The sequence below is a fragment of the Bradyrhizobium sp. CSA207 genome, from assembly GCF_029051685.1.
Lineage (GTDB): Bacteria > Pseudomonadota > Alphaproteobacteria > Rhizobiales > Xanthobacteraceae > Bradyrhizobium.
The window spans coordinates 1-23,955 of the sequence record NZ_JAACFT010000061.1 but is presented as its reverse complement, the minus strand read 5'-3'; the positions used below and the strand labels follow the sequence as shown (position 1 = coordinate 23,955).

At 58.7% G+C, this 23,955-nt stretch carries 19 protein-coding genes and 1 pseudogene; 17 read left to right on the top strand and 3 right to left on the bottom strand.

Translation table 11 applies throughout. The annotated features are described in order from the left end of the window. Positions 1-120: 120 nt before the first annotated feature. Positions 121-594 (bottom strand): phosphonate C-P lyase system protein PhnG, encoded by a 474-nt coding sequence (phnG, locus tag GWG65_RS38295; RefSeq protein ID WP_275200561.1) that lies wholly within the window; start codon positions 592-594, stop codon positions 121-123. Between the two features lie 17 nt (positions 595-611). Beyond that, positions 612-1,772 carry an alpha-D-ribose 1-methylphosphonate 5-triphosphate diphosphatase gene (locus GWG65_RS38290; RefSeq protein ID WP_275200560.1) on the bottom strand — a complete coding sequence of 387 codons (1,161 nt, stop codon included), beginning with the start codon at positions 1,770-1,772 and terminating at the stop codon, positions 612-614. A gap of 179 nt (positions 1,773-1,951) precedes the next feature. Between GWG65_RS38290 and phnF the strand changes: the two genes are divergently transcribed. The 4 genes from phnF (at position 1,952) to GWG65_RS38270 (ending at position 5,924) form a co-directional block, all read left to right on the top strand. After that, positions 1,952-2,722: a phosphonate metabolism transcriptional regulator PhnF gene (phnF, locus tag GWG65_RS38285; RefSeq protein ID WP_342760711.1), complete on the top strand. Its 771-nt coding sequence runs from the start codon at positions 1,952-1,954 to the stop codon at positions 2,720-2,722. Positions 2,723-2,962: 240 nt separating this feature from the next. Then, positions 2,963-4,135: an ABC transporter ATP-binding protein gene (locus tag GWG65_RS38280; protein WP_275200558.1), complete on the top strand. Its 1,173-nt coding sequence runs from the start codon at positions 2,963-2,965 to the stop codon at positions 4,133-4,135. Continuing rightward, positions 4,135-5,091 (top strand): sugar ABC transporter permease, encoded by a 957-nt coding sequence (locus GWG65_RS38275; RefSeq protein WP_275200557.1) that lies wholly within the window; start codon positions 4,135-4,137, stop codon positions 5,089-5,091. The genes GWG65_RS38280 and GWG65_RS38275 overlap by 1 nt, the downstream gene beginning before the upstream one ends. Beyond that, positions 5,088-5,924, top strand: a complete 837-nt coding sequence (locus GWG65_RS38270; protein ID WP_275200556.1) for a carbohydrate ABC transporter permease — start codon at positions 5,088-5,090, stop codon at positions 5,922-5,924. The genes GWG65_RS38275 and GWG65_RS38270 overlap by 4 nt, the downstream gene beginning before the upstream one ends. A gap of 130 nt (positions 5,925-6,054) precedes the next feature. Here the strand turns inward: GWG65_RS38270 and GWG65_RS38265 are convergent. Continuing rightward, positions 6,055-6,881: pseudogene (locus tag GWG65_RS38265) on the bottom strand (IS5 family transposase). Positions 6,882-7,495: 614 nt separating this feature from the next. On the opposite strand from GWG65_RS38265, the gene GWG65_RS38260 reads away from it, so the two are divergent. The 13 genes from GWG65_RS38260 to GWG65_RS38200 all read left to right on the top strand — a co-directional run bounded on the left by GWG65_RS38260 (position 7,496) and on the right by GWG65_RS38200 (position 23,646). Then, the gene (locus GWG65_RS38260) at positions 7,496-9,634 is read left to right on the top strand and encodes a TonB-dependent receptor (RefSeq protein WP_275200555.1); all 2,139 of its coding nucleotides are present in this window, start codon (positions 7,496-7,498) and stop codon (positions 9,632-9,634) included. Positions 9,635-9,662: 28 nt separating this feature from the next. After that, positions 9,663-10,346, top strand: coding sequence for a MotA/TolQ/ExbB proton channel family protein (locus tag GWG65_RS38255; protein WP_275200554.1), 684 nt, complete (start codon positions 9,663-9,665; stop codon positions 10,344-10,346). 3 nt (positions 10,347-10,349) lie between these two features. Next, positions 10,350-10,745 (top strand): biopolymer transporter ExbD, encoded by a 396-nt coding sequence (locus GWG65_RS38250; protein ID WP_275200553.1) that lies wholly within the window; start codon positions 10,350-10,352, stop codon positions 10,743-10,745. Positions 10,746-11,597: 852 nt separating this feature from the next. Continuing rightward, positions 11,598-13,262, top strand: a complete 1,665-nt coding sequence (locus tag GWG65_RS38245; RefSeq protein WP_275200552.1) for a DUF1592 domain-containing protein — start codon at positions 11,598-11,600, stop codon at positions 13,260-13,262. Further along, on the top strand, positions 13,262-14,596 hold the full coding sequence (locus GWG65_RS38240; protein WP_275200551.1) for a DUF1552 domain-containing protein: 1,335 nt from the start codon (positions 13,262-13,264) through the stop codon (positions 14,594-14,596). Before GWG65_RS38245 ends, GWG65_RS38240 begins: the two co-directional genes overlap by 1 nt. Before the next feature lie 59 nt (positions 14,597-14,655). Continuing rightward, positions 14,656-15,150: a cytochrome c gene (locus tag GWG65_RS38235; RefSeq protein WP_275200550.1), complete on the top strand. Its 495-nt coding sequence runs from the start codon at positions 14,656-14,658 to the stop codon at positions 15,148-15,150. A gap of 8 nt (positions 15,151-15,158) precedes the next feature. Continuing rightward, a complete protein-coding gene (locus GWG65_RS38230; protein ID WP_275200549.1) occupies positions 15,159-15,872 on the top strand; it encodes a cytochrome b/b6 domain-containing protein in 714 nt (237 codons plus the stop codon). A 21-nt stretch (positions 15,873-15,893) separates the two neighbouring features. Beyond that, positions 15,894-16,481 (top strand): hypothetical protein, encoded by a 588-nt coding sequence (locus GWG65_RS38225; protein ID WP_275200548.1) that lies wholly within the window; start codon positions 15,894-15,896, stop codon positions 16,479-16,481. Between the two features lie 17 nt (positions 16,482-16,498). Further along, a complete protein-coding gene (locus GWG65_RS38220) occupies positions 16,499-16,888 on the top strand; it encodes a plastocyanin/azurin family copper-binding protein (RefSeq protein ID WP_275200547.1) in 390 nt (129 codons plus the stop codon). Between the two features lie 25 nt (positions 16,889-16,913). Next, positions 16,914-18,461, top strand: a complete 1,548-nt coding sequence (locus tag GWG65_RS38215) for a hypothetical protein (RefSeq protein WP_275200546.1) — start codon at positions 16,914-16,916, stop codon at positions 18,459-18,461. A gap of 243 nt (positions 18,462-18,704) precedes the next feature. Then, positions 18,705-20,990 (top strand): DUF6351 family protein, encoded by a 2,286-nt coding sequence (locus GWG65_RS38210; protein WP_342760710.1) that lies wholly within the window; start codon positions 18,705-18,707, stop codon positions 20,988-20,990. A gap of 1,051 nt (positions 20,991-22,041) precedes the next feature. Continuing rightward, positions 22,042-23,310 (top strand): extracellular solute-binding protein, encoded by a 1,269-nt coding sequence (locus GWG65_RS38205; RefSeq protein ID WP_275200545.1) that lies wholly within the window; start codon positions 22,042-22,044, stop codon positions 23,308-23,310. 51 nt (positions 23,311-23,361) lie between these two features. Continuing rightward, entirely contained in the window at positions 23,362-23,646 is a 285-nt protein-coding gene (locus tag GWG65_RS38200) for a hypothetical protein (protein ID WP_275200544.1), read from the top strand. Positions 23,647-23,955 lie beyond the last annotated feature (309 nt).

Genomic DNA, 23,955 nt, shown 5'->3' with positions numbered 1-23,955 from the left:
GTCGCGGCCCGGCAAGCGAAACCGGCTTGCCGGGCCGCGACAGGGCCTTCAGCAGCCGCCGGAAGGCCGACTGGGCATCGTGAACAGGATCGTGGAAAGCGGGCGGGATGAGATCTGCCGTCATTTGCCGCTGACCTCCCGCCCCAGCATGAAGAAATCCACCTTGCTCTGTTGGGCCTCGTGCCGGACCGATCGCTCCGCTTCGAGCACGTATTGATCGAGTGCAGCGATAATCGGAGCGATTGCGCCCGCCTGGGTGACCTGGTCGCGCTGCATCAGCCCATCGAAAAGTGCAGCGAGTGCCGCGTGACGTTTATTGCGACCGAGCACATAGGCGATGCCAATCTCGCCCGTCTCGACCTGTACCGTGCAGCGAGTAACCGTCGCTTCACCAAGGTTGAAAACGCTGCCGGTGCGCCCGACCGCTCCCCGCAGCATGGCGGCGCCATATTCTGGACGACGAATCCATTGGAATTTCGGACGGTCGATCGCCGCCCAGTGCCGCTCCAGTTCAGCGAGCGGCGCCTGGGCGAGCAACGCCATCCAATCTTGACGGGCGCACCGATCGCCGGAAGCAATTTGCCTTGAAGACATTCCCACATCTCGCCGCTTCAGAGCACCTGCTTGCCAGCCGTCCATACCGCGCGGACAATCGGACCTGCCCGATTGGCCACGCGTATAAGATCGGCACGCTTTCCTGGCGCGATCTCGCCGCGGTCGCCAAGCCCGAAGGTCTCCGCCGGGCGCAAGCTTCCGAGCACCACCGCCTCGGCGAGAGTGGGGCCATCGGACTGACCCGCCAGGTGCCAGATGGCGCGCAGAATACTCGCTGGAATGTAGTCGGAGCTGATAATGTCTATGAGACCGTCCCGCGCGAGCTCTCGCACCGAGACATTCCCGATATGGGAGCGCCCAGCAGCCAGGTTGGGCCCGCCGACAATGATTGTCATTCCAGCCGCGCGTGCGGCCTTCGCGGCTTCGGAGGTGATCGGAAACTCGGAAATAGAAAGGCCAAACCCGACCGCTTCTGCGACATGGGCCGCAGTAGTGTCGTCATGGCTGGCCAAGGGCAATCGCCGGGCACGGCAGTGCGCGACGAGGCGGCGCCGGTTGTCTTGTGTGCAGTCGTCTGTGGTCGCGACGGCGATAATCGCTGCCTCGATCTCCGCCTCGGGCGTTTTCTTGCGCTGTTCGAGACGGCGGAAGCGCTCTGGGTTGCGCCGCGGCCCGTCATCCATGATCGTCACGAACCGAAGTTCGGACCGGTCGGCATAGGCGAGAAAGAGGTCAAGGAGATCGGGGTCGCGGGCGTCGCAGCGCAGATGGAGCAAGTGATTGGCCCTAAGCAACCGGTGCTGGCGCGCCTGGTCAATGCCGTCCAGCATGAGCGGCAGCAGGCGCCGCCTTTCCAGGTCGCCCACCGCCCCGACCATAAGGGAATCGAATACCGTCGTAGTACCCGCAGCGCTGACTTGTACATCGTGCGCGATCGCGGCGCCGAGCGGATCCCAAGTCATGCTAGCGCGGGGGAGAATCTGCTTTTCGAGGTGGTCGGTATGGACGTCAATCAAGCCCGGCAGCAGGTGGTCACCTTCAAAATCGAGCGCGCCCGACGCGGTCGTCTTACCGCTTGAAATGTCGGCGATCATCCCGTCGACAATCTGAACTGTTCCATTGAAGCAGGCTGACCGGGTCACGATCTTGGCATTGGTCAAAACAACTTCGGCGCATTGGAGGACATCTTGTCGTCTTTGAATTGAAGAATTCGCCATCGGAACCGCCTCTTTCCTGCCTTTTCAAATCGGCATGGTTGTATCAGCTGTCAGATGGACTGCCAGAGACAGCGCCATGACAAATCGTGTTACTTCGATGGACTTGTACCAATATCTTCAATTCGATAGGCCTAGTCTGCCCTAATGTTGACGGGCTGCGGAGCGAATGCGAGGCCGACATGCGAGATCCGATGCCATCCCCGAATGGCGAGACACCAAAACCCACGCTGCAACTGCGGCGCGGCGCGACCTCGCTTTGGCGGCTCGTCGAACGGGCAATCGAACAGGAAATTCGCGCGGGGACATGGGTGCCCGGCGCCCGCCTGCCGACGGAATTTGAACTCGCTGCCCGCTTCGACGTCCACCGGAACACGATCCGGCATGCGCTGTCCTCTTTGCGCGAGCGCGATGTCTTGAGGATCGAGCGTGGGCGCGGCACCTTCGTTAAGGAGCGGATGGTGCGGCATCATATCGGCCCAACGTCGCGCCTAAGTTCTGCCTTGCGCGACATTCACCGGGTTGGCGAACGGCGCTTTCTCGCTTCCAGTCGGGTGCGGGCTGATAGGGAGCTCGGCCGCGAGCTTCGCCTCGACCGCGGTCATTTCGCGCGCAAGGTGGACACGTTGACGGTGGTGGACGGCCTCGCAGTCGCGGTCGCGTCCAGCTATTTCCCGTTGCCGCGTTTCGAGGGCATTGAGCAGATCATCGTCGAAACGGGCAGTTTTAGCGAAGCCTGGCGCCGCTACGGCGTCAATACCTATAAGCGCCAAGAGACCCGGATTTCGGCGATCGCGCTCTCTAAGCCGGATGCGGAATGGCTCGGCCTGCCGCGCCGCCAGCCGATCATTCAGGTGACCAACATCAATGTCGACGCTGACGGCATCCCGATTGTGCTATCGAGGATGCGTGTCGCCCCACAGCACATGGAACTGGTGGTCAAGTTCGGTTAGAACCGCTGACTCCGGAAGCTGCCAACCGGTTGCCTGGCTGTACTCCGCCGGCCGCGTCAGCATTTCGGGTGCAATTCCGATGGTGTCAGCGCTCCCCCCTAACGCCACAGGTATGACTGGCGGAATCGTACCGATTCTGTCAGTCCAGCTTCATCGAGGCCCAATAAAGACATCCGGTCTACCTAAGCGAGACGCCCACCAGCGATAGAGGGCTGAACAGCCCTTGGAAAACGTTAGCACATGCGCAACATCCACCTCAATCACATTACCAAATCCTTTGGCTCAACGCGGGTCCTTCGCGGGGTTTCGCTTGCGATCGAGGATGGGGAGTTCGTGACCCTGCTCGGGCCATCGGGTTGCGGTAAGTCGACGCTTCTCAGGATTTTGGCGGGCTTGGAAGTGCAGGACAGCGGGTCGGTGACGATCGGCGAGCGCTCGGTCGATGGCGTGCGGCCGAAGCTCCGCGATGTCGCCATGGTGTTCCAATCCTACGCGCTTTATCCCCACATGACGGTCGCAGCCAATATGGCGCTGCCGCTGCGCGTGCGGCGATTGAGTGCCTGGCAAAGGCTGCCGATCCTGCGTTGGATCGTGCCGGGCACCCGGCGAGTCTCGTCTGAGATCGAGGAGGAAATCACCCGTACCGCCAAGGCGCTCGGCATCGGCCATTTGCTTTCGCGAAAGCCCGGCCAGCTCTCCGGCGGCCAGCGCCAGCGCGTCGCCGTCGGCCGCGCTATAGTCCGCCATCCGGCCGTCTTCCTAATGGACGAGCCGCTCAGCAACCTCGACGCCAAGCTCCGGGTCCAGATGCGTGCTGAGATCAAGGACCTCCACCGTCGCCTCGGCGTCACCTTCGTCTACGTCACCCACGACCAAGCCGAGGCGATGACGCTCTCTGACCGCGTCGCGGTGATGCTCGACGGCGAGTTGATCCAGGTCGCGCCACCCCAAGAGATCTATTCTGATCCCGACGACCGCCGCGTCGCCGAATTTGTCGGAAGCCCCAAGATCAACCTTCTCGAGGGGGTGGTGCGCGAGCGCGGCTCGGTCGACGCTGCCGGCACTAACTTCCATCTTCTATCCGATGCCCCGCCTGGGGCGGCGCTCGCGCTCGGTATCCGTTCGGAAGCCTTCCACTTGTCCGAGTGCGGCGGCGCCAACACTCTGACCGGGGCCGTCCGGCTTATCGAGCACATGGGCTCCGATCTCTTTGTCCATCTTGCCATCCCGGGAAGCGAGCATCCGGTCATCGCCCGGCTTTTGCCAGAACGGGCGCCGCACATCGCCTCGGGTCAGACCCTGCATCTCGGCGTCAGGCCGGAACGGCTTCTGCTGTTTGATGCCGATGGCAAGCGCCTGCGACCGGACAACCGGGAGAACGACAACGTGCTGCGCATGAAGGAGCACGCCTGATGAGCATCGCCGCTTCGTCGCTCGAGGATGAGGCCGGCTCCGCGTCCGTCACACCGGCGGCCCGCAAGGCGCTGCGTCACCAGCGGATCGCGGAGACGCTCGCCGCCTGGTCGCTGGCGGGCCCGGCGCTGATTCTGCTCGTCGTCCTGTTCTTCCTGCCGGTCTTTGCCGTCTTCCTGGTCGCGCTCACCGACTGGCAATTCGGCGCCACCTCGCTTGCCTTCGTTGGGTTCGGCAACTTCGAAGAGCTCTTCGCCGACCAGGGCTTCCGTGCCTCCTTCGTCAACACCATCGTCTATGTGGTGATCGTCGTGCCCGGCACGATTGTGCTCGGCCTGGTGATCGCGTTGTTGATCGAAAGCGGCAAGTCTTGCCGGGCCTTCTACCGCGCCGTCCACTTCCTGCCGTTCATGGCGACGCTTACGGCGATGGCGATCGCCTGGGAGGCGCTCTTGCATCCGACCATCGGTCTCGTCAACCAGACGCTTGCCGGTTTCGGTCTGCCGACGGCCAACTGGCTGCGCGACGAGGCGACCGTGTTGCCAGTGCTGGCCGTCATCGGCATTTGGCAGAACCTCGGCTATGCCATGGTCCTGTTTCTCGCCGGGCTGAAGTCCATCCCGCAGGACCTCTACGACGCCGCCGACATCGATGGCGCCGATCTGTGGCTCGACCGTCTACGCACCGTCACGCTCCCGATGCTCGGTCCCGTCACCATGTTCGTCTTCATCGTCGTGGCGCTCAAGGCCTTCGAAACCTTCGACACCGTGCAGATCCTGACCCAAGGCGGGCCGGGACACGCCTCCGAGATGCTGCTCTTCACCCTCTACCGCGAGAGCTTCCAGTATCTGCGCACAGGCTACGGCGCCTCGGTTGCGGTCGTCTTCTTGGCTATCGTCGTCGCGCTGACGCTGATCCAGGCGCGCGTGATGGACAAAAGGGTTCACTACCAATGAGCGCCCATCACTTAGCACCGCCCTTTGCTATTCTGCGCCACACCGCCCTTCTGATCACCGGCGCGCTAATTCTCGTGCCCTTCGTTTGGATGGTCTCGCTGTCGATCAAGCCGCCGGGCGAGATTTTTCGCGCGGGCTTCAGCCTCTGGCCCGAGCAGTTCTACGGCGTCGAAAACTATACGAGGGCGCTGACGAAAGCGCCGCTGCCGCAATATATGCTAAACGGCGTGATCGTCTGCGCGATGATCGTCGTCCTGCAGACTTTCGTCTGCGCGCCGGCGGCTTATGCGCTCGCCAAGCTTGAGTTTCCAGGCCGCAACCTCCTTTTCGCCATGGTGCTGATCGCGCTCATCCTGCCGCATGAGGTCCTGTCCTTGCCGCTGTTCATCCTCGGCTACCAGCTCGGCATTCTCAACACCTATGCGGCGCTGATCTTCCCCTATGTGGTCTCGCCATTCGGCATCTTCCTGTTCCGCCAGTTCTTCAAAACCATTCCCGACGACGTTGTGCATGCCGCCCGTCTCGACGGGCTGTCGGAATTGGCCATCGTTTGGAGGATCATGGTGCCGATGGCGCTCCCTGCCATTATCGCCTTTGGTATCTTCTCGATCGTTTCTCATTGGAATAGCCTGTTCTGGCCGCTGATTGCGGTGCGCGACCAGTCGCTGATGCCGCCGCCGCTCGGCATCATGGCCTTCAAGAACGACGAGGCCGGTAACGACTACGGACCGCTCATGGCCGCCTCAACCCTCGTTGTCGCCCCTCTCATCATCGCCTTCCTCTCCGCTCAACGCTGGTTCGTCGAGGGAATGACAGGAGGAGCGGTTAAGTAAAATTAGCCGTCTTGGAAAGGACGGAGTAATGAGCGGTGCGCAATCGAAATCGACCGGAAGGTCTACCCTGAGTTTGTTTGGGCAGCGCTGCCCAGCCATCGCCTGTCCTAAGAGTCTGACTCATAAATCATCAACCCTTATCTGCAGCCGCAAGTCTGCGGGTCAGGAGCCTGATGTGTGCAATCAGGACCCAAGCAGCTTCGGTTACCACGGTCGCCTCGAAGTCCTTGGCGAGGCGGTGCCGAACCAAGCGAATGTGCGTTCAACCACCCACCGCCTCGGCAGAAGCTGGAAGCCTTTGACGCCTTGGGGCCGCTCGACGATCTCGATAGTCCATGGACCGCAGTCTGAGAGCGCGTCGAGGAGTTGATTTCCGCGGTAGATCCGGTCGGCAAAGACGTGGCGCAGCCGGGGGAAGTTCATCCGCACATTCTTCAGCAGCGGTACGGCGCCATGGCAGTCCTGAACCTTGGCCGGATGAACATGAACCCCGAGCAGGAGGCCATTGGTATCCGTCACAATATGCCGCTTACGGCCGTAGATGCGTTTGCCTGCGTCGTAGCCGCGCGGTTCGCCAGCTTGCGTGGTCGGCGCACTTTGACTGCCGATCACGGCTGCCGTCGGCTTCGGTGTGCGTCCAAGCTTTTTTCGCGCCCGTTGGACAAGAACGCTGACAATCCTTTGCCACCGGCCTGTATCCCGCCATCTATAAAAATAGCCCTGCACCGTCGAGTAGGGCGGGAACTCCTGCGGCAGCGCCCGCCACTGGCAGCCAGTCGAAACGATATAGAGGATCGCTTCGACCACACGACGCAGCTCGGTCTTACGCGGCCGGCCGCGCCGGTTCGCTCGCGGCAACAGGCGCCGGATCAGCGCCCATTCCGCATCGGTCATATCGCCTGCATAACGCAGCTCGTCCCGCCGATATTGCTCCCGAGTGATCTCAGTCCAGGGCATCGTGCTCTCCCTCGAATCTTCGCAAATCCGATGGAATCACACCCCACTGAGATCACTCACTTTTTTCAGTCAGGCTCTAAGTCAGTTCGCGCGCAAGTTCGATACGTCGAGTGTGATCGACGGCGCTGCCTTCTCGATCGCTCCTAGCTATAGCTAGCTATTCCCGCTACCACGCTTCCGGGCAATCGAGGCGCTCATCGAACATACCGGCAGCTGCCCCGAATCCTGGAAACGCCTCGGCGTCCTGGATTTATCGTCGATTCGAGACGCGGATCTCTGCCGGTTCACTTTCGCAGGGCCGATTCGCTTCTGCTCGCGCGGCCCGCGCCGGCAGCAGATGATCCAGATCGCCAACATCGATGTGGACGCGTTCCAATCATGGTCTCGATAACCCGAGTGGTCCGCAATTCATAAATCTCATCGTCCGCTTCGACGGCTGGGGCCGAATGTTTGTGTCGCCGGAAAGGTACATTTGCCAAACTTGTCCAGAATCCGACATCCACGCTTCAGATACCGGGAGTAACTCCGCAGCCATAGGCCCCTGCGATCGAACGATCGGCCCGCGGACATTGAACACGTGGCGGCCCAAATGGAAGATAGAGTAGGGGCTAAAAATGCGAGTTTCAGGTACCGCAGACCCGCGGGGGATCAAGCGCCGCTATATCAATGCCGCGCTCTGGCTGGCTGCGAGCGTTCCGCCAGTGGCGGGGCTGACGGCCGCTCACGCGCAGACGACAGATCTCGGAACGGTCCAGACGTCCGACAGTGCTGTCGATGTCAATTCGGCGGTGTATCAAGCGCCGACGACAACGCCGTTGACAGTGACGCAACCGACCTCGGTGATCAATCGGCACTACATCGAAAACAATATTCCGGCGACCAGCAACTTTGACAAAGTCATCAGCGTCGCACCCAGCGTGATGACTTCGCCCAGCGGAAGCGGCGGCGATGATGCAAAGATCTCGATCCGCGGTTTCCAGAACGGCCAATACAACACTACCCTCGACGGAATCCCGCTCCGGAACTTCGGCCTCGTCCAACGCAGTGGCACGTTCATCATGACGAACGATCTCGGGCAGGTCTCCGTCGACCGTGGCCCAGGTACGGCGTCGACCGTGGGCGACGCGACGTTCGGTGGCACTGTGGCGCTCCAAACCAAATCGCCAATGTCGACCTTGGCCACGACGGCGACCACGAGCTACGGCAGCTTCAACACCCAGCTCTACGGTCTTCAATTTGATTCCGGTCAGATCAAGGGCGCGAACGGCGCGTCGCTCTTTATCGACACGCAGTTCACAAAGAGTGACGGCTATTACACGAACACTGCCAAAGAGCGGGAAAACGCGGCATTGAAGCTCGTGCAGCCGCTCAGCGACAACACGACGCTCACCTTCGTATCGATCTACAATAATCAGATACGAAGTTACTTTCAGGGTGCATCGCTTGCCCAGATCAAGGCCTACGGCCCGAACTATGGACTGTCATCCTCCCCGAACCAGCAGAACTACGCGGGCTACAATCGCTGGAATACCACGACTGATTTTGACTACCTCGGCCTGAAGTCCGACTACGGCGATGGCTGGCATCTCGAGAACAAGCTCTACACCTACGGCAACAGCACGTCACCCTTCCTTCAGGGTAAAGATGTCAGCGGCAATTCCAGCAACGGCACGGTCTTCGGCGCCACCAACGTGCCTGGCATGGTAGTTCCTTTTAACTACCGCGCCTATGGCGATGTGGTCGCGCTTACTAAGGACACGTTCTTTGGCGACGTGAAGGTCGGCGCATGGGCCGAGCACCAGCCCGCCTATCGGGCCACCTTTAACGTCGACATGACGTTGGCGCAGAAATACATCTCGACCGTCTACAACCAGCACCTCGCGCTGGATACCGTTCAGCCCTATGTTGAAGCAGACTGGAAAGCGCTGCCCGACCTGACGATTACGACCGGCGCGAAGTATGCCTATTCGGCGCGCAGCCAATCATCGCTCGTCGATATCTTCACCCACGGGCCGCTGGACTACGCTCAGAGTTGGGCGAAAGTCCTTCCCTCGCTTGCCGTGAACTACAAGCTCGCGCCCAACTGGTCGGTTTATGCGCAGGCCGCGGAAGGCTTCTTGACCCCACCTATTGTGACCTCCGGATCCACTGTTCAACCTCAAACGACCTGGAACTATCAGGTCGGCACATCCTACCAGAGCAAGACCTTCACGCTTGGCGGCGACGTCTACTACATCGACTTCAACAATATGATCGCAGCGCAGACGATCGGCGGTATTACGAACTATTTCAACGCTGGTGGTGCGATCTACCAAGGCGTGGAAGTCGAAGGTACGGTCCACGTCGGCAACGGCATCAGCCTGTTTGCAAACGGCAGCCTCAACAGCGCGAAGAACAAGCAGACCGGGCAATGGATCGCCCAGGCGCCGAACGCAACAGCTGCGGCCGGCCTGATCTACGAAGAGGGCAATTGGCATGCCTCACTGACGGACAAATGGGTCGGCCAGCGCTTCGGGGATGTCGGAGAGAAGCAGCCGCTGTCACCATTCAATCAGCTTGACATGGCCATCACCTACAAGGTCAAGAACCCGCTGCCTAATGTAGCGGCCGTGACCGCGAAATTTGGGGTCGACAACATCCTCAATAGTCATGCGATCGTAGACTTTTTTGGCTATTCCGGCGGGTCAGTGACGCCGCTGTTCTACACGCAGATCGGCCGGAACATCTATAGCAGCCTGACTGTGCAGTTCTGACGCCAAATCATCATCGAAGGAATTAAACATGACTCTGGATCGTCTCACCGAACTAGCGGCGCAGTCCGACGGCATTCTCTATGTTATGGCCGTCCTGCTGTTAATCGCGCTCACCGTGATTATCGATCGCTTCTGGTATCTTGGCCGCACCATCCGTCGCGGAAAGCGCGTCACCAGTATCGTCGCGCAATTCGCGCACCTCGACCGGAAGACGCTTGCAGACCTCATCGAGGAATCGCCGCGGCTGCCGCATCGCGCATTGCTTGAAGTGCCGCTGCACCATTCCGAGCTGAAGGATGCACATCGAATGTCCGAGCTGCTCGAGGAAGCAATCCTATGGCAAGTCCCCAAGCTGGATAGCCGGTTGTGGATGCTCGACACCATCGTGACGCTCGCGCCGTTGCTCGGTCTTCTCGGCACGATCGCTGGCATGGTCAAGGCGTTCGCGGTTCTCGGCGACGCCGGTAACGCGGCGACGCAGATCACCGGCGGCGTCGGCGAGGCTCTGATCGCGACCGCATGCGGCCTGCTCATCGCCATTGTCGGTCTCGTTTGTTTCAACAGCCTGAACAACTGGACGCGGCTTATCGTTCATCAACTTGAGACTTTGAAGATCTCCATGGTCAACCGTCTCGATGCGCCCCGGGTCGCTTCAGCAGAAAAGCGTTCTCACGGTCCGGCAATCCATCCGGTCGCGAATACGGGGACCTGACCAATGCGATATCTCGAGGTGCGGAAGGGCCGCATTGAAATCATTCCGATGATCGACATCATGCTCTTCTTGTTGGTGTTCTTCATCATGATCACGCTGCGAATGATCCCGGCGACCGGCATCGCCTCGCAGCTTCCGCAAAGCAGCACCACACAGGATCTGCCCCACCCAAAGATCGTCGTTACCCTGTTTGCCGACGGTGCTATCGAGACAGATGGTCAAAAGCTAACGATTGACGATCTGACGACAAAACTGGCCAGCGAACCGGATCGCGAGCACGCCGCCGTTACCATCGCAGGAGCCGGCACCGCCACGCTCCAGAATCTTCTCGCTGTGATGGATGCGTGTCGCAAAGCCGGCATCGTTCAAGTTGGACTCGCCGCGAAGGAAGCCAAGTAGGAGTGCAATCGCTGTGAGCATCGCGACAGCCGATCAATTCAGCCCACCGCAGGAGCGCTCCGCGCTCCCGGCCTCGTTTGCCGCCGCGCTATTGCTGGAGGGCCTCTGTTTTCTCGCCGTCGTCGGCTGGCTCACACAACGCCCGGTCAAGATCGAGTCGTCGGCGCCGACCATGCAGATCTCGCTGGTGGCAGCTCCGGCGGATCCGCCTCCTATGGTCGCGGAAACTCCGCCGGCGCCCGAAGAGACTCCCCCGGTACCTGAAGATCCTCAGGTTACTCCACCGCCCGCGGAGGTCCCTCCACCGCCGGCAGAGGTTGCTCCACCGGAACCTGCTCCGCCGCCTCCGAAGGCGGAGGCGCCGGTCGTACGCCCTAAGCCGGCAAAACCGCAACCGAAGGTCCAGCGGAAACCGGCCGCGCGCCCAGCGCAACAACAAGCGGCGGCCAGCGCCGCGCCGAGCGCTGGTGCGATGTCGAGCTTTCAAGGCCAAATGCGGCGAGCCGTGGAAAGCGCGCTGATCTATCCGGCATCTGCGCGTGCATCAGGCCAGCATGGCCGTGCCCGCGTGACGTTCGATTATCTCGACGGACGCGTATCGGGGGTCAGCTTGTCCCAATCGAGTGGATCTTCGGTTCTCGACCAGGCGGCACTTGCTACGGTCAGGAGCGCGCATTATCCGCCTCCGCCGCCTGAGATGAGCCATCGAACGCATCATCTCAGTATCTTCGTCGAGTTTAAGGCAGGGATGTGATGACGAGGCGCCATGATAGAGCGAGGGCGCGGGCCGGCGATATGTGTGAGCGCAAAGAAAACCGCAAACGGGCGCGTAGTCCATCGAGAGGCCGTGTAATGGGACGCATGCGAAATCTTGCCATCTCGCTTCTATCCCTAACGGTGCTGGCGTCCGGTGCGCTGGCTGCCGACATCACTTCCGCCAGGTCGGACACCAATTCGGAAGTCGTGAGCATGAGGCGGCTGACGCAGGCAGAGTACCGCAGCTCCATTGCCGATATCTTCGGCGCCGAGATTGAAGTGCGCGGCTTCTTCGAGCCAACGATCCGCATTGGCGGCTTGCAGGCAGCCAGCACCTCGGTGCTTTCGGTGACGCCCGTGGGCTTTGAATCTCTCACCAAACTTGCGGACAACATTGCTACCCAAGTGACGGGGGAGAAATACCGCGCCAAGCTTCCCTGCGTGCCCAAGTCGGCCAAAGAGCCCGATGATGGCTGCACCGCGCAGGTGCTGAGCCATTATGGACGGATGCTGTACCGCCGGCCATTGACCGAGGACGAGATCAAAAGCGCTGTCATTCTAAGCCACGGACTCGCCAAGTCGCAGAACGACTTCTACGCTGGCCTGCGCTATGGCCTGGCCAGCTTGCTCCAGGCGCCGGATTTCGTATTCCGCATGGAAACTGCAGTGCCCGCCGGCGACAAGCAATGGGCGCTGGAGCCTTACAGCCGGGCGACGCGCCTCAGCTACCTGATGTGGGACTCGACTCCCGACTCCGAACTGCTGCAGGCGGCAGAGAAGGGTGATCTGAACACTGCTGCCGGCCTCAAGAAGCAGGTCGATCGCCTCATGTCTTCGCCGCGCCTGGAAGTTGGGATGCAAGCCTTCTTCAACGACATGCTGGAGCTCGACAATTTCGGCACGGTCTCCAAGGACAGCATCCTATATCCCAAGTGGAGCTCTGGAATTGCCGCTTCAGCGAAGGAAGAGACGCTGCGCACCGTCATCGATCTGGCATTGCACACCAATGGCGACATGCGCGACCTGATGACCACGCGCAAGACGTTTCTCAACCGCAGTCTGGCGGCAGACTATCAGTTACCGTTTCAATTCGAGGGCAAATGGATGCCGTATGAGTTCGCGCCCGATTCCGGGCGCAGCGGCATTCTTACCCAGACCAGCATGCTGGCAATGTTCTCTCATCCCGGCCGCAGTTCGCCCACCAAGCGCGGTGTGGCAGTGATGGATATCTTCCTGTGCGAGCCCACGCCCACGCCGCCGGCCAATGTGGATTTCTCGGTCGTCAATGATACCAGCGGCCCGTTGAAGACCGTGCGCGAGCGCTTAATGGCGCATGCCAACAATAGCACTTGCGCATCCTGCCATAACCACAGCGATCCCATTGGCCTATCCCTCGAGGGCTTTGACACGATCGGTCAGCGCCGCACCATGGAGAATGGCAAGCTGATCGATCTTTCAGCCACGATAAAGGGCAAGCGTTTTGCTGGCGCCGCGGGGCTTGGTCAATTCCTGCACGACGATCCCAAATATACGGCCTGTCTTGCGCGTAAGGTCTATGCCTATTCCCGTGGCGCGAACAGTGAAGATGTCCCCGCCTCGGCCCTCAAGACCGCCTACCAAGCCTTCGCGGATTCCGGCTTTCGCATGCGTTCCTTGCTGAAGAGCATGGTCCAGGACAACGACTACTTCAGCGCGCCTCCACCTTCCCCCGAAACAACCAGCTCCGCGCCCAACGTCGCGCCCAGTAATTGGAACCAGTGATGAAGATCGATCGCAGATTTCTGCTCCGGGGCACATGCCAGGGCGCCCTGGCCGTCATGGGACTGCCGTTCCTTGACTGTTTCTTGGACAGCAAGGGCGAGGCCTTGGCCGCGACGGGACGGCCACTTCCCACCCGTTTCAACACCTTCTTTTTTGGCCTGGGCCTGACCTCGCAATTGTGGATTCCCAAGACGGGCGGGAAGGACTGGGAGATGACGTCCCAGTTGAAACCGCTGGAGGCCCATCGCGCCAAGCTGAACGTGTTCAGCGGGTTGCGCGTCCCGTTGGATGACAACCCCAACCACCAGCATTGGTCGGGCGCGGCGGCCGCTGCTACCGGCATTTCGCCTACCAAGGTGAACGAGTTCGAATCCAAAACCATCGACCAGCAGATCGCCGACGTCATTTCCCACGGCGCCCGCTTCAAGTCGATCTCCGCCGCCGCCGCCGGTGATCCCAAGCAAAGCTATTCCAGCCTTGGCGGCGCCAACGCCATTCCGGCCGAGGCCTCGCCCCTTGCGCTCTACACCCGTCTGTTCGGGCCGGGCTTCCAGGACCCGACCAAGGGCGATTGGAAGCCCGATCCGCAAGTCATGATCCAGCAAAGCGTGCTGTCGGTCGTGGCCGACAATCGCAAGCGGATCGTGCAGAATCTGGGCGCCGCCGACCGCGCCCGCATGGATCAGTATTTCACCTCGGTGCGCGAGGCCGAATTGCAGATGGCCGCGCAATTGCAGCGCCCCGAAATCCAGGCCAAGGTCACCATTCCCGAAGCGCCGCCCGAGATGGTGTGCAACAACGCCTTGCCGAACATTCGTGCTTCCGCCCCCCTGATGGCAAGGCTTGGCGCACTGGCGCTTGCCACCGACCAGACTCGCGTGTTCAATCTCAGCATTTCCGAGCCTTCCTCGAATATCTTCGTGCCAGGCGACCCCTTGGGCTATCACCTGACCACTCATGAAGAGCCCATCGATCCGGTTCTCGGTTATCAGCCGCGAGTAGCGCAGTACAATGTCGACGTCATGGAACTGTTTGCCATGCTTCTGAAGGAGCTGGACGGAGTCCCCGAAGGCGACGGCACGGTTCTCGACCACAGCTTGGTGTTCGCCTTCACCGACCAAAGCTATGCCAGAATCCATGCGGTGGACGGTCTTCCAATTTTCGTGGCCGGCGGCGCCAGCGGCCGGATGAAGACAGGCTATCACGTCGGGGGCAACTCTAGTCCGGTGTCACGCGTCGGCCTGACGATCCAGAAGGCCTTGGGCGTGTCGCTTGACGTCTGGGGCAAGGGCTCCATGGAAGTCAGGCAGCCTTACACCGACCTGCTGACATAGTCGTATCCGTTCATCCATCACGAGTGTGACCGTCGCAATGGTTGGGAGTGTTTGTTCGTATGTCTGTGTTGAGCTTTCGTTGTCTCGCCGCGGCAGCGTGTGTGGCGCTTGGTGTTGCTATCTTGGAGGCTACCGCCGGTCCGGCAGAAGTCGCTCAGATCAAGCCGCGTCAAGATAAGTTGCGCGACATGGGCGGCGCCTTGAAGGCGATCAATGATGAGCTCAAGAAGGGACGAATAGATTGGGACAACACGGTCGTGCCCAACGCCCAGACCCTTAAGGACCGCAGCGCTTACCTGCTGAATTGGTTTCCCAAGGGCAGCGGCCCCGAGTCCGGAGCCAAGACATATTCGCTCCCAGCAATCTGGCAGAACAATGAGGATTTCGTAACGTTGGGCAAAGTAGCGCAGGTCGAGGCAGCGAAGCTGAATCAGGTTGCGATCAGCAAGGACGCGAATGCACTGAAGGCGCAACTGGAAGCGATGGGCAAGGCCTGCAAGGCCTGTCACGACCGCTATCGTTCGCCCGACTACGCAAAAGAAAATGACGACTAGAGCAGTCCATGACTTCCTCTGATGTAAGCCGCTTGGAGTCCGCCTTCGCCGACACAACAGACTTGAGAGTCTGGGACCTGCCGGTGCGCGCAATGCATTGGTCGTTGGCGATCGCAATCGGCGTTTGCTGGTGGACTGGCCTTCACAATGAACTCGAGTATCATCTGTACAGCGGTTACGCGATCCTGTGGATCGTGCTGATGCGTCTCTATTGGGGGGTGGTCGGGTCCTCGACCGCGCGATTTGTCAATTTCGTGCGCGGCCCGAAGGCCATCCTCGACTATGCCAGCACGTTGCACCGGCGCGATACGCCCCACACCAACGGCCACAACGCGCTGGGGGCGGTAAGTATTGTTCTGATGGTGGGCCTGATCCTGGCAGTGGTGATCCTTGGCCTGTTTGCGGTCGATGTTGACGGGCTTTATTCGGGACCTCTGTCGATCTACGTGACCTTCAAGCAAGGCCGCCATCTCGCGCATCTCCATTACCATGGGTTCAATATTCTCCTATGGGTGATCGCGCTGCACCTGGCGGCGGTGATCTTTTACTTCATCTACAAGCGCCAGAATCTCATTGGCCCCATGATCCACGGCAAGCGCCGCGTCGAGGCGGCCGAAGCTTGCGACGCGGAAATGAAGATTGCGCCCTTGTGGCGGTTTGCCATCGGCGGAGTCGTCGTCACCGCCATCGTGTATGCGGTATCGATCGGTTTCTATTTCTAAGAAATGAACAGGCAGGGAAGAATGAAACATAGAATTGGAATCGGTTTTGTCCTCGCCGCACTCTGCGCTTTGACGGGGATCAGCTCAGCGGCGGACCAGCGGCCGGCCGCCTCCGACAACCTCCCCATGGTCCCGGCGGCCAAGACGGGGGTTTTCACGGCGACGAAAAAAGGCGCCGATGGGTATCACTTGGTGGTTGTCGGCCATAAGTTCAGCACCCGCGGCGATATCGAAAAGTATCTCGCCTATCGCGCCGCCGAACTGACCAGAGAGCAGAAGGCGAGCTGGTTCACATTTGTTGAATCCCGCTCCAAAGGTGACACGGCGCCCGTGCCCAAACGCGATCCCGCCGGCCTGCGCTACAGTTTCCGCATGGAGTATTTCCGCCCGGTCTGGCGCTACAAGACCAGCGGCTCCCCGACCTGGAAAAGCTGGAGTCCTTTCGCGGGCACAGTATTCATCACCGACGATCCTAAAAGCATTACGGATTTCGAGGTTGGCGCCGACATCGATCTGCATAAGGGCCAGATGGACGACGCCGATCCGCTGGCTTTCGAGACCCAAGCGGTATCTGACCTCTTGATCAACCAAGTATCTCCCCCGGAATAGCCGCAAGGAGCTTTTCAATGACGATTAATCGTCGTGCCTTTACGGAAATCCTCGCCAGTTTCGGTGTCATCATTGCCTTACCTGCGCTGGCTCAAGGCAAGACCATCGAGGTTTCCATGAGGAATAGTCCCAAGGGGATGTTCGTGCCCGCGACCGTCAATATCAGCGCGGGCGATACGGTGGTGTGGACCAATCCCGGCGTCATCACGCACACTGTTACCTTCGACCCCGCTCAGGCAGCCACGCCTACGAATGTCGCGCTCCCGGCCGGCGTGGCACCCTTCGGTTCCGACAACATGGAAGAGGACGCAACTTTCAGCCACACCTTTACGGTGAAGGGCACCTACAAATATGTCTGCAACATGCATGAAGCGATGGGAATGGTTGGAACAGTCGTCGTTTCCTGATCCCTGCCATTGAGAGGAGAACGTAATGGTCCTGAAAAAACGCTTCGCGTTATGCTTAGCGGTCGTGGCTCTGACCAGCAGCACTACGCTGCCGGCTACGGCAGCGCCGTGGACGCGCGGGTTCGTCGTGAGCGACTATCAATTCGCCTTTCGCTATGGTGGACGGCCTGATTTCACCCGCGGTGCGGAGATCGAGCCGGGCGCGGATTGCCCGCACGGCAGTTCCAACCACTTTAACAGTAGCAACCTTGACTTGATTAAGAACGCATTGGCGCGCCAAAAATGGCGCTCTCAGCAGGAGATTGACTGGATCTCCAAGCCGCCTGGCCTGGACCAGGTCGGCGAGCCGGCGAAAGTCCGTAATTATATCTGGCGACGCGCGCTAGCCTATCGCGGATACAAGCGTGGCATCGAAACCTACACCAATCCCTGGGCTGCGGAGGATCCGGGCCAGCCGGAAGTGACCGGCCGAATCGCTGAGGGGGTCAATCTGGATGGCAAGGTTGGGCCAAATGATTTCGTCAGTCCCGATGGCGAGAAAGGTATCGACAACGCTCTGTACCGCGCCTGGGGCTGCGACGCCCCATGGCGCGGCAATTCAACGTTCGCTAGAGCGATCAAAGAGAATATGGCGTTCGGCCTCTATACGATGGTTCTGCGCATCTCTGGCAACCAGAACCCCATGAATGATAATGATGCAACGGTTGAGATCGGTTATTCGCCGGACAAGATCGTCAAGGATGCTAGAGGCGGCATCGCCGCCGACTATTCTTACCGTATTCTGAAATCAACTCAATACACTAGGCTGAAGGCCAAGATCAAAAATGGCGTGGTGGAGACCGCACAGGAAAAGCATCTTCACATGCCGCGCATCGCTTGGGTTTACCAACAGACCGGCGACGCGAATCTTATAAATGGCAAGATGCGTCTTGACATTGCCCTCGATGGCTCAAGCGGCACTGGGCTGATAGCCGGTTACAAGGACTGGCGCGATCTTTATGCTGAAGCCAGCTTCTACTACGATGCCGGCTCCCAGGACACCACCGGGCACCAGGATCATGTGGCGCTTTATTTCGCACTCCGCCGCAATGCTGACGGCATGTACAACGAAACGACAGGCCAATATGACGGCATCTCCACCGCGTTCCGTATCCGAATGTATTCGGCGTTTGTGGTGGACCCCGACAAGCCGATGGAAATTCCGACAGTGGCAGGGGAGCAGTGGCGAATGAATGGCACTGAGGCCAACAAGGCAGCCTTCTTCAAAGGCATCGAAACCCGCATTCCCCAAGATCCTCCGCCGGGAGTCACACAGACAGCCGCCTACCCATCGCTTGAACGAGTGATGCAGAAGCTTCCCAGCAGGGATTTCTTCCTCACGCTTGACCGTCCCCATTGGCCGGTCGGTGTGGGCGTGGACCAGTTCGGTAATCCGATCGATGACCAAGGTGACCGCATCGATAGCCGCGGCAACAAGCTTGATGAGCAAGGTAATCCTCTAAAGCTTTCTCAGTCCCAACATCAAGTCGGCAATGGCGTGCCCGCCACTGTGGCTCCGAGGCAAGAACAATGACTGTCGGATTAGCCCGGTTGCCGCCGATCGTCAGTTCACTCCAATAGCGAAATGGCGGTGAATCCGGGACTGATTTGTCTCGGTCGTCACCTTGTCGGGATGGGCGGGTCGAATCCTCACGTCTGAGATCGCAATCCGAGACTTGTACCGGATCGGTCAAATCTTGTTCGTCAAGCTCTGCGCAAGAGCAGGTTCGACTCTAGAAGTAACATCAATCCGCCTTATCTTGGAGACCTTTTGCCCATGGCCCTCTGTAGTCGCCTGCTTCGCCTTGCCTCCACTTCTCTAGCAACCGGCTTCGCCGCAATTGTAGCAACGTCGCTGTGGTCCTCTCTGCCAGCTTGGGCTGACGTCGAAGTCGCGACTAACAGCGATATGCAGTCTACGGATCCCTCTCAAATCGGCCGAGACGTTGTGCTCCATACTCTCTCGAGTCGAGCGGACTCCGTGAGTGGTGGCGATGTTCTGGTAGAATTGCACTCTCCGAGTTCTTCTGTTTGGACTGCGCGCCTGAATGGGAGTGATGTCTCGTCATCGTTTCGCCCGACTGAAGCGTCTCACACCTATCGGGCCCTTCTGCAAGGACTCAGGAATGGGAAAAACAGCCTTGAAATTCTAATCGATGGAACAGCCAAGTCGACCCTTGAGATTACCAGTTATCCTTTGGCTGGTCCGATTTTTTCAGGCCCTCACCAACATCCTTTCATATGCGAGACAGAAGCAAACGGACTAGGTCCGTCGACGGACGCAGACTGTAACGCGAAGACTGCTGTTCAATACTACTATAAATCTACGGAACCGGTGTCGCCGGAAGCTATTGGTCGATCGATCCTGGGCGCTGTCAATATAGCGAACCGGACCACGAGCGATCCAACAGCCTCGAAAAGCCTTCCGCCAGGGTTCAAACCGTACAATGTTTCGGTGCAACCTCCGGCGGATATGGCAACGACCGTCACGTCGGAGGGGCTCACAGTCAATTACGTTATCCGACGGGAGTTCGGTGTGATCAACCGAGCGGTTTACGAGATTCAATTCCTCCATCAGCCGGGGGAACCTCTTCAGACGCCGTGGTCACGCCCGAAAGGTGGGTGGAATGGCAGGCTTGCATATGAATTCGGTGGAGGATGCGGCGCCGGATATCGTCAAGGTAAGCTGATCTATGACGGGAACAATCAGCAGGCTATTCTTGCTCAAGGATACGCGGTGGCAACTTCTACGCTCAACATCTTTGCCAATGGCTGCAACGACAGGGTCTCCGCGGAGACCTCGTCGATGGTGAAGGAACATTTCATAAAGTCGTATGGTATGCCGATTCACACCATCGGCTTCGGTGGATCGGGCGGGTCGATGCAACAGCACCTGATCGCACAAAATTACCCGGGCTTACTCGATGGAATAGTCGTAGGTTTTAGCTTCCCCGATACTTTGACAAGCGTGCTACCAAGGGCTGACTGCGCGTTGCTCGATCACGCTTTCAGAAATTCCAAGGAATCATGGTCTGAACGCGAGAAAACCGCTGTAGCCGGCTTCGCTTCGTGGCGCACCTGTGGCGAACTCGCAAAAACGCTGTACTCTGATCCGCAGTACTGCGACGCATCCATCCCGCAGCAGATCGCCTACAATCGCATCACGAATCCGAAAGGCGTACGTTGCGACTTATTTAACAACGAGCAGAACGTATATCGGTTTGATCGTGAGACCAAAATGGTCCGTCGTCCACTCGACAATATCGGTGTTCAGTATGGGCTCAGGGCCTTCAACGACGGAAAGATGAGCGCCGAGCAGTTCGTCGATTTGAACGAGCACATCGGAGGATTTGATAGCGACGGACTGATTGTATCGACGCGAATGCGGGCAAATGCGGATGCGCTTAAGGTTGCATATACCCAGGGGCTCGTCGTTACGGGCGGCGGAGGACTGGGTCAGATTCCGATCATCGACTGGCGTTCTTATCTCGATGATCTTGCGAATGCGCATGACTTCCTTCGATCCTTCGCTATGCGTGCTCGCCTTAGCGCTGCCAATGGCAGTGCTGACAATCAGGTCATACTTGTCGATCCTAGATTAGATTTCTTTTCGAGGATTGGGGACCTCGATTCCGATAGTTTGTATGCGCGTCGTCAAGGAGAACTCGTGCGACAGATGGACCATTGGCTGGATGACGTCTCCGCTGACACCAGCTCTCGACCGGTGCACGAAAAGGTTGTGGCCAACAGGCCTTTGGACTTAGCCGACGGCTGCTGGGCGGTAGACGGGGAAAGAATCGTTGAGCCCGCGTCCTATGACGGCCAACTTAAATGCAACAAGGTCTATCCGCCTCACGCGGACCCGCGTATTGTGGCGGGCGGTCCGGTCTCCGATGACGTGTTGAAGTGCCAACTCAAGCCTATCGACCCGGTTAACTATTTACACCCGCTGCGTGCCGATCAGCTTGCGCGACTCAAGGTTGTGTTTCCGTTAGGTGTCTGCGACTACAATCGGCCGGGCGTGGGGCAGGAAGTAACGAAGTCTACCTGGCAGTTCTACTGAAACGTTCCGACTAGTCAGTCGAGGATCCGATTGAGGAATCCCCACGTCGATAGTTCGTAGAGGAAGTTCGCCGGCAAATGTGCCCGGCGAGTCGGATCCCCTAGCGCGCGTCCATCAACGGGATTCCGCGGGCGGCCTGTGCCATGACTTGGAGGCTTCCAATTTACCGAAAGGTCTGACGAGGCAGGCATGGCGCTCTTCTGATGTGCCGTCGTCCTCGATGTCTTGCCATGGCTTCGGACCTACCAGCCGCCGCCAACCGCACCCAGAAACTACTACCCTAGAATTCATTGCCGTGGCGCGCGCCGCTGCTCGCACTGCGTCCGGGCAGGCGCGGCGTGGAGGTGCGCTAAAACCGAACAAACAATGCCATCATTTCCACGGCGATACTGACGTTTCTCGTACCAATTCCTGGCTTGTACCATTTGTGTCAACGCTTTGTCGCGCTAAACTCTGTATTTGATGTGCACAAACTTCTCGAGCTTTTTTCGAGGCGCGAGAGCCTGATCTTACATTCTGCCGAGCTTAGGTAATGAGCGCCATTTCCGTTGACCAGATTAGCGAGCCAGCCGATTCGACCACCGGAACTCTGGGGTGTTCATCGAGTTCGGCCCATCCAGCTGCGGCAAGCGCATGCTGCCGAGAATAATATTGGTCGCGCCGAAGGTGTTGGTTGCGGGTTCGATCGGTGGACGGACGATGGATGGTGTGGAACTGAATGAGCCGTGCGACGTCCCCCTCTCGGCCATGATTTTCGTCACCAATCAAAACAATTCCGGCAGTTCTTCAAGGCGGTCTCCGTACGTCCCCGATGGAACAATCTCTCCCGACTGCCGGCTGGCATGCGCTGGCGAGAAGTCGATGCCGCCGCTTCCCGGCGGTACCAGCCTTCAGGAAGGAGGATGTCGGCAACGGCTACGGCGCTTCACGCCACCGCGAAATCCGGTCAGCGCGCCACCGTTCGTCGCCTCTCAGCGCACCGCTGGTGCTTCGAGAGATTGGCTGACGGGATTATCAAACGAACTCAGTCCTCAACGAATAGGAGTCAACGTTGCGCACGACCGCCATGACGCTCTCCGGCGCTCTACTGGTTCTGGCTACTGTCAACTCTGCGTACGCGGAGCAGATTTCTCTCCGAGTGACATATGCCTTCCCTTCTCGAGATGGTGCTTATCGAGAAACGATCGCCAATGAGTTCATGCGTCGCCATCCGGGTGTCAAAATCAAGCTTGAATCCAACGCCGTTGATTGCCCCGCATTGCTACAACAGACGTTGCGCTCCTCGATGACCAACGACCTGCCGGACATCATCGCGCCGGTTTGTTATCCAGATATGCCTATCCTCGCCGCTCGGGCGATCGTGACTCCCCTCAATGATTTCATTTCCAATGACAAATCGTGGAACGACGTCGGCTTAGCTCCTACAGCCCTGAGCACCGTCCAGTGGCAAGGCAAGGCGATCGCCCTTCCGGAGAGCATTTCCACCCCAGTTGTGTACTACAACATGGCGATCATTCGAAAAGCTCACCCCGATCTCAAGGACCTTCCTGCGAGCTGGAATAATATTTTGAAGCTGGCGCAAGACGTAAACGAGAACGGCAAACATCCAATGCCAATATTCTTCGAATATTACCCCGATAATTACAACTGGTCCTTCAACGGCCTAGTTTATAGCCTCGGTGGTGATGTCTTCGATCAAAATGGCGATATCGCCTTTAACAGTGCGGAGGGCATGGACGCCCTCAACGTTTTACGCCGCATCGGTAAGGCGGGAATGATCGACATCACTACCGAGCAAGCACGCCAGTCGTTTGCATCGGGCAATATCGCAATTTACGTCGCCTCAAGTTCGCTGCTGAATTTTCTCACTGCCAGCGCAACGGACAGATTTGAGATCCGTACCGGTCCATTTCCGCTATCGCTCCCCGACGGAAAATTGCCATCAGGCGGCGGCGGCCTGGTCATGACCACCAAAGACGCGGAGAAGCAAAAGGCAGCATGGGAATACATGAAATTTGCTGTTGGGCCAGAGGCGCAAACCATAATGGCGACCAACACCGGTTTGACCCCCGTAAACGCAAGGGCGGCGAGTTCGCCTGAGTTTCTCGGCGACTTCTATAAGGGGAGACCGAATTACTCAGTGGCGATTGAGCAGTTGTCAAAAATGAAGAGCGTCAACCTATATCCAGGCCAAAACGGGCAAAGGATTGCGACGATCATAAGAGATCACCTCCAGAGCGTGATCACACTCAAGCGTTCGCCTGAGCAGGCGATGCCTGACATGGTGCGCGACGTAACGAGCCTTCTGCCCAAGAAGTGATTGCCTGAACGACAGGCAAAGATCCGCAATTTGCAAATAAGGACAATAGGAATGTCCGAAACACTGATTTCCGCCAAAGAGGCGATGCTCCGTATCGATGGAGCGGACGAGCGTCATTTCGTTGCAGAACTCGGCACTGGATACGTAAGCCTCAGCAGGGATCGGCAGTACTTTCGCAGGGATTCTTTCTTTGCAAGCAAGTTTCTAGCGAAAGAACTACACGAGTTGCCCGACGATTTTGCGGCGTGCCATCTCGTAAAAATGTCCATTGTAACTGAGGCGGTGCAAGTTTCTTTCAACGCGAAGAAACATGAACGTTGCGTTCTTTGGAAATAACTTTCCGCACGTTCATTGGAATATCATACCGCGATACGGCGCGGACCACTGCCGGAGGGGGCTGTCTGAAGCATTGATCCTAAAATTATGGAGAGCGTACGTTCGTCCGATGAGGGCATTTCGACTATCCGAGATCAACTCAGGCTGGGAATAAAGAGGGTTGCTGGTCGGCATGGAATAGGGTAAGCGCGAATTTCTCCGCACCTTTTGCGGTTGAGTGCTGTGATGCATGAGGTGTCCACCAAATTAGGTGGACACCTTGTGATGGCAGACGATGATCAGAAACTGCGAGTCAGGCTTGTTGGCCGG

Excerpts from the sequence above, each read along its gene's own strand:
- GWG65_RS38240 (WP_275200551.1), top strand. The coding sequence starts at position 13,262 with ATGAAGATCGATCGCAGATTTCTGCTCCGGGGCACATGCCAGGGCGCC.
- GWG65_RS38215 (WP_275200546.1), top strand. The coding sequence starts at position 16,914 with ATGGTCCTGAAAAAACGCTTCGCGTTATGCTTAGCGGTCGTGGCTCTG.
- GWG65_RS38235 (WP_275200550.1), top strand. The coding sequence starts at position 14,656 with ATGTCTGTGTTGAGCTTTCGTTGTCTCGCCGCGGCAGCGTGTGTGGCG.
- GWG65_RS38290 (WP_275200560.1), bottom strand. The coding sequence starts at position 1,772 with ATGGCGAATTCTTCAATTCAAAGACGACAAGATGTCCTCCAATGCGCC.
- GWG65_RS38260 (WP_275200555.1), top strand. The coding sequence starts at position 7,496 with ATGCGAGTTTCAGGTACCGCAGACCCGCGGGGGATCAAGCGCCGCTAT.
- GWG65_RS38210 (WP_342760710.1), top strand. The coding sequence starts at position 18,705 with ATGGCCCTCTGTAGTCGCCTGCTTCGCCTTGCCTCCACTTCTCTAGCA.
- GWG65_RS38270 (WP_275200556.1), top strand. The coding sequence starts at position 5,088 with ATGAGCGCCCATCACTTAGCACCGCCCTTTGCTATTCTGCGCCACACC.
- GWG65_RS38245 (WP_275200552.1), top strand. The coding sequence starts at position 11,598 with ATGGGACGCATGCGAAATCTTGCCATCTCGCTTCTATCCCTAACGGTG.
- GWG65_RS38275 (WP_275200557.1), top strand. The coding sequence starts at position 4,135 with ATGAGCATCGCCGCTTCGTCGCTCGAGGATGAGGCCGGCTCCGCGTCC.
- GWG65_RS38280 (WP_275200558.1), top strand. The coding sequence starts at position 2,963 with ATGCGCAACATCCACCTCAATCACATTACCAAATCCTTTGGCTCAACG.
- GWG65_RS38230 (WP_275200549.1), top strand. The coding sequence starts at position 15,159 with ATGACTTCCTCTGATGTAAGCCGCTTGGAGTCCGCCTTCGCCGACACA.
- GWG65_RS38225 (WP_275200548.1), top strand. The coding sequence starts at position 15,894 with ATGAAACATAGAATTGGAATCGGTTTTGTCCTCGCCGCACTCTGCGCT.
- GWG65_RS38200 (WP_275200544.1), top strand. The coding sequence starts at position 23,362 with ATGTCCGAAACACTGATTTCCGCCAAAGAGGCGATGCTCCGTATCGAT.
- phnG (WP_275200561.1), bottom strand. The coding sequence starts at position 594 with ATGTCTTCAAGGCAAATTGCTTCCGGCGATCGGTGCGCCCGTCAAGAT.
- GWG65_RS38250 (WP_275200553.1), top strand. The coding sequence starts at position 10,350 with ATGCGATATCTCGAGGTGCGGAAGGGCCGCATTGAAATCATTCCGATG.
- phnF (WP_342760711.1), top strand. The coding sequence starts at position 1,952 with ATGCGAGATCCGATGCCATCCCCGAATGGCGAGACACCAAAACCCACG.
- GWG65_RS38220 (WP_275200547.1), top strand. The coding sequence starts at position 16,499 with ATGACGATTAATCGTCGTGCCTTTACGGAAATCCTCGCCAGTTTCGGT.
- GWG65_RS38255 (WP_275200554.1), top strand. The coding sequence starts at position 9,663 with ATGACTCTGGATCGTCTCACCGAACTAGCGGCGCAGTCCGACGGCATT.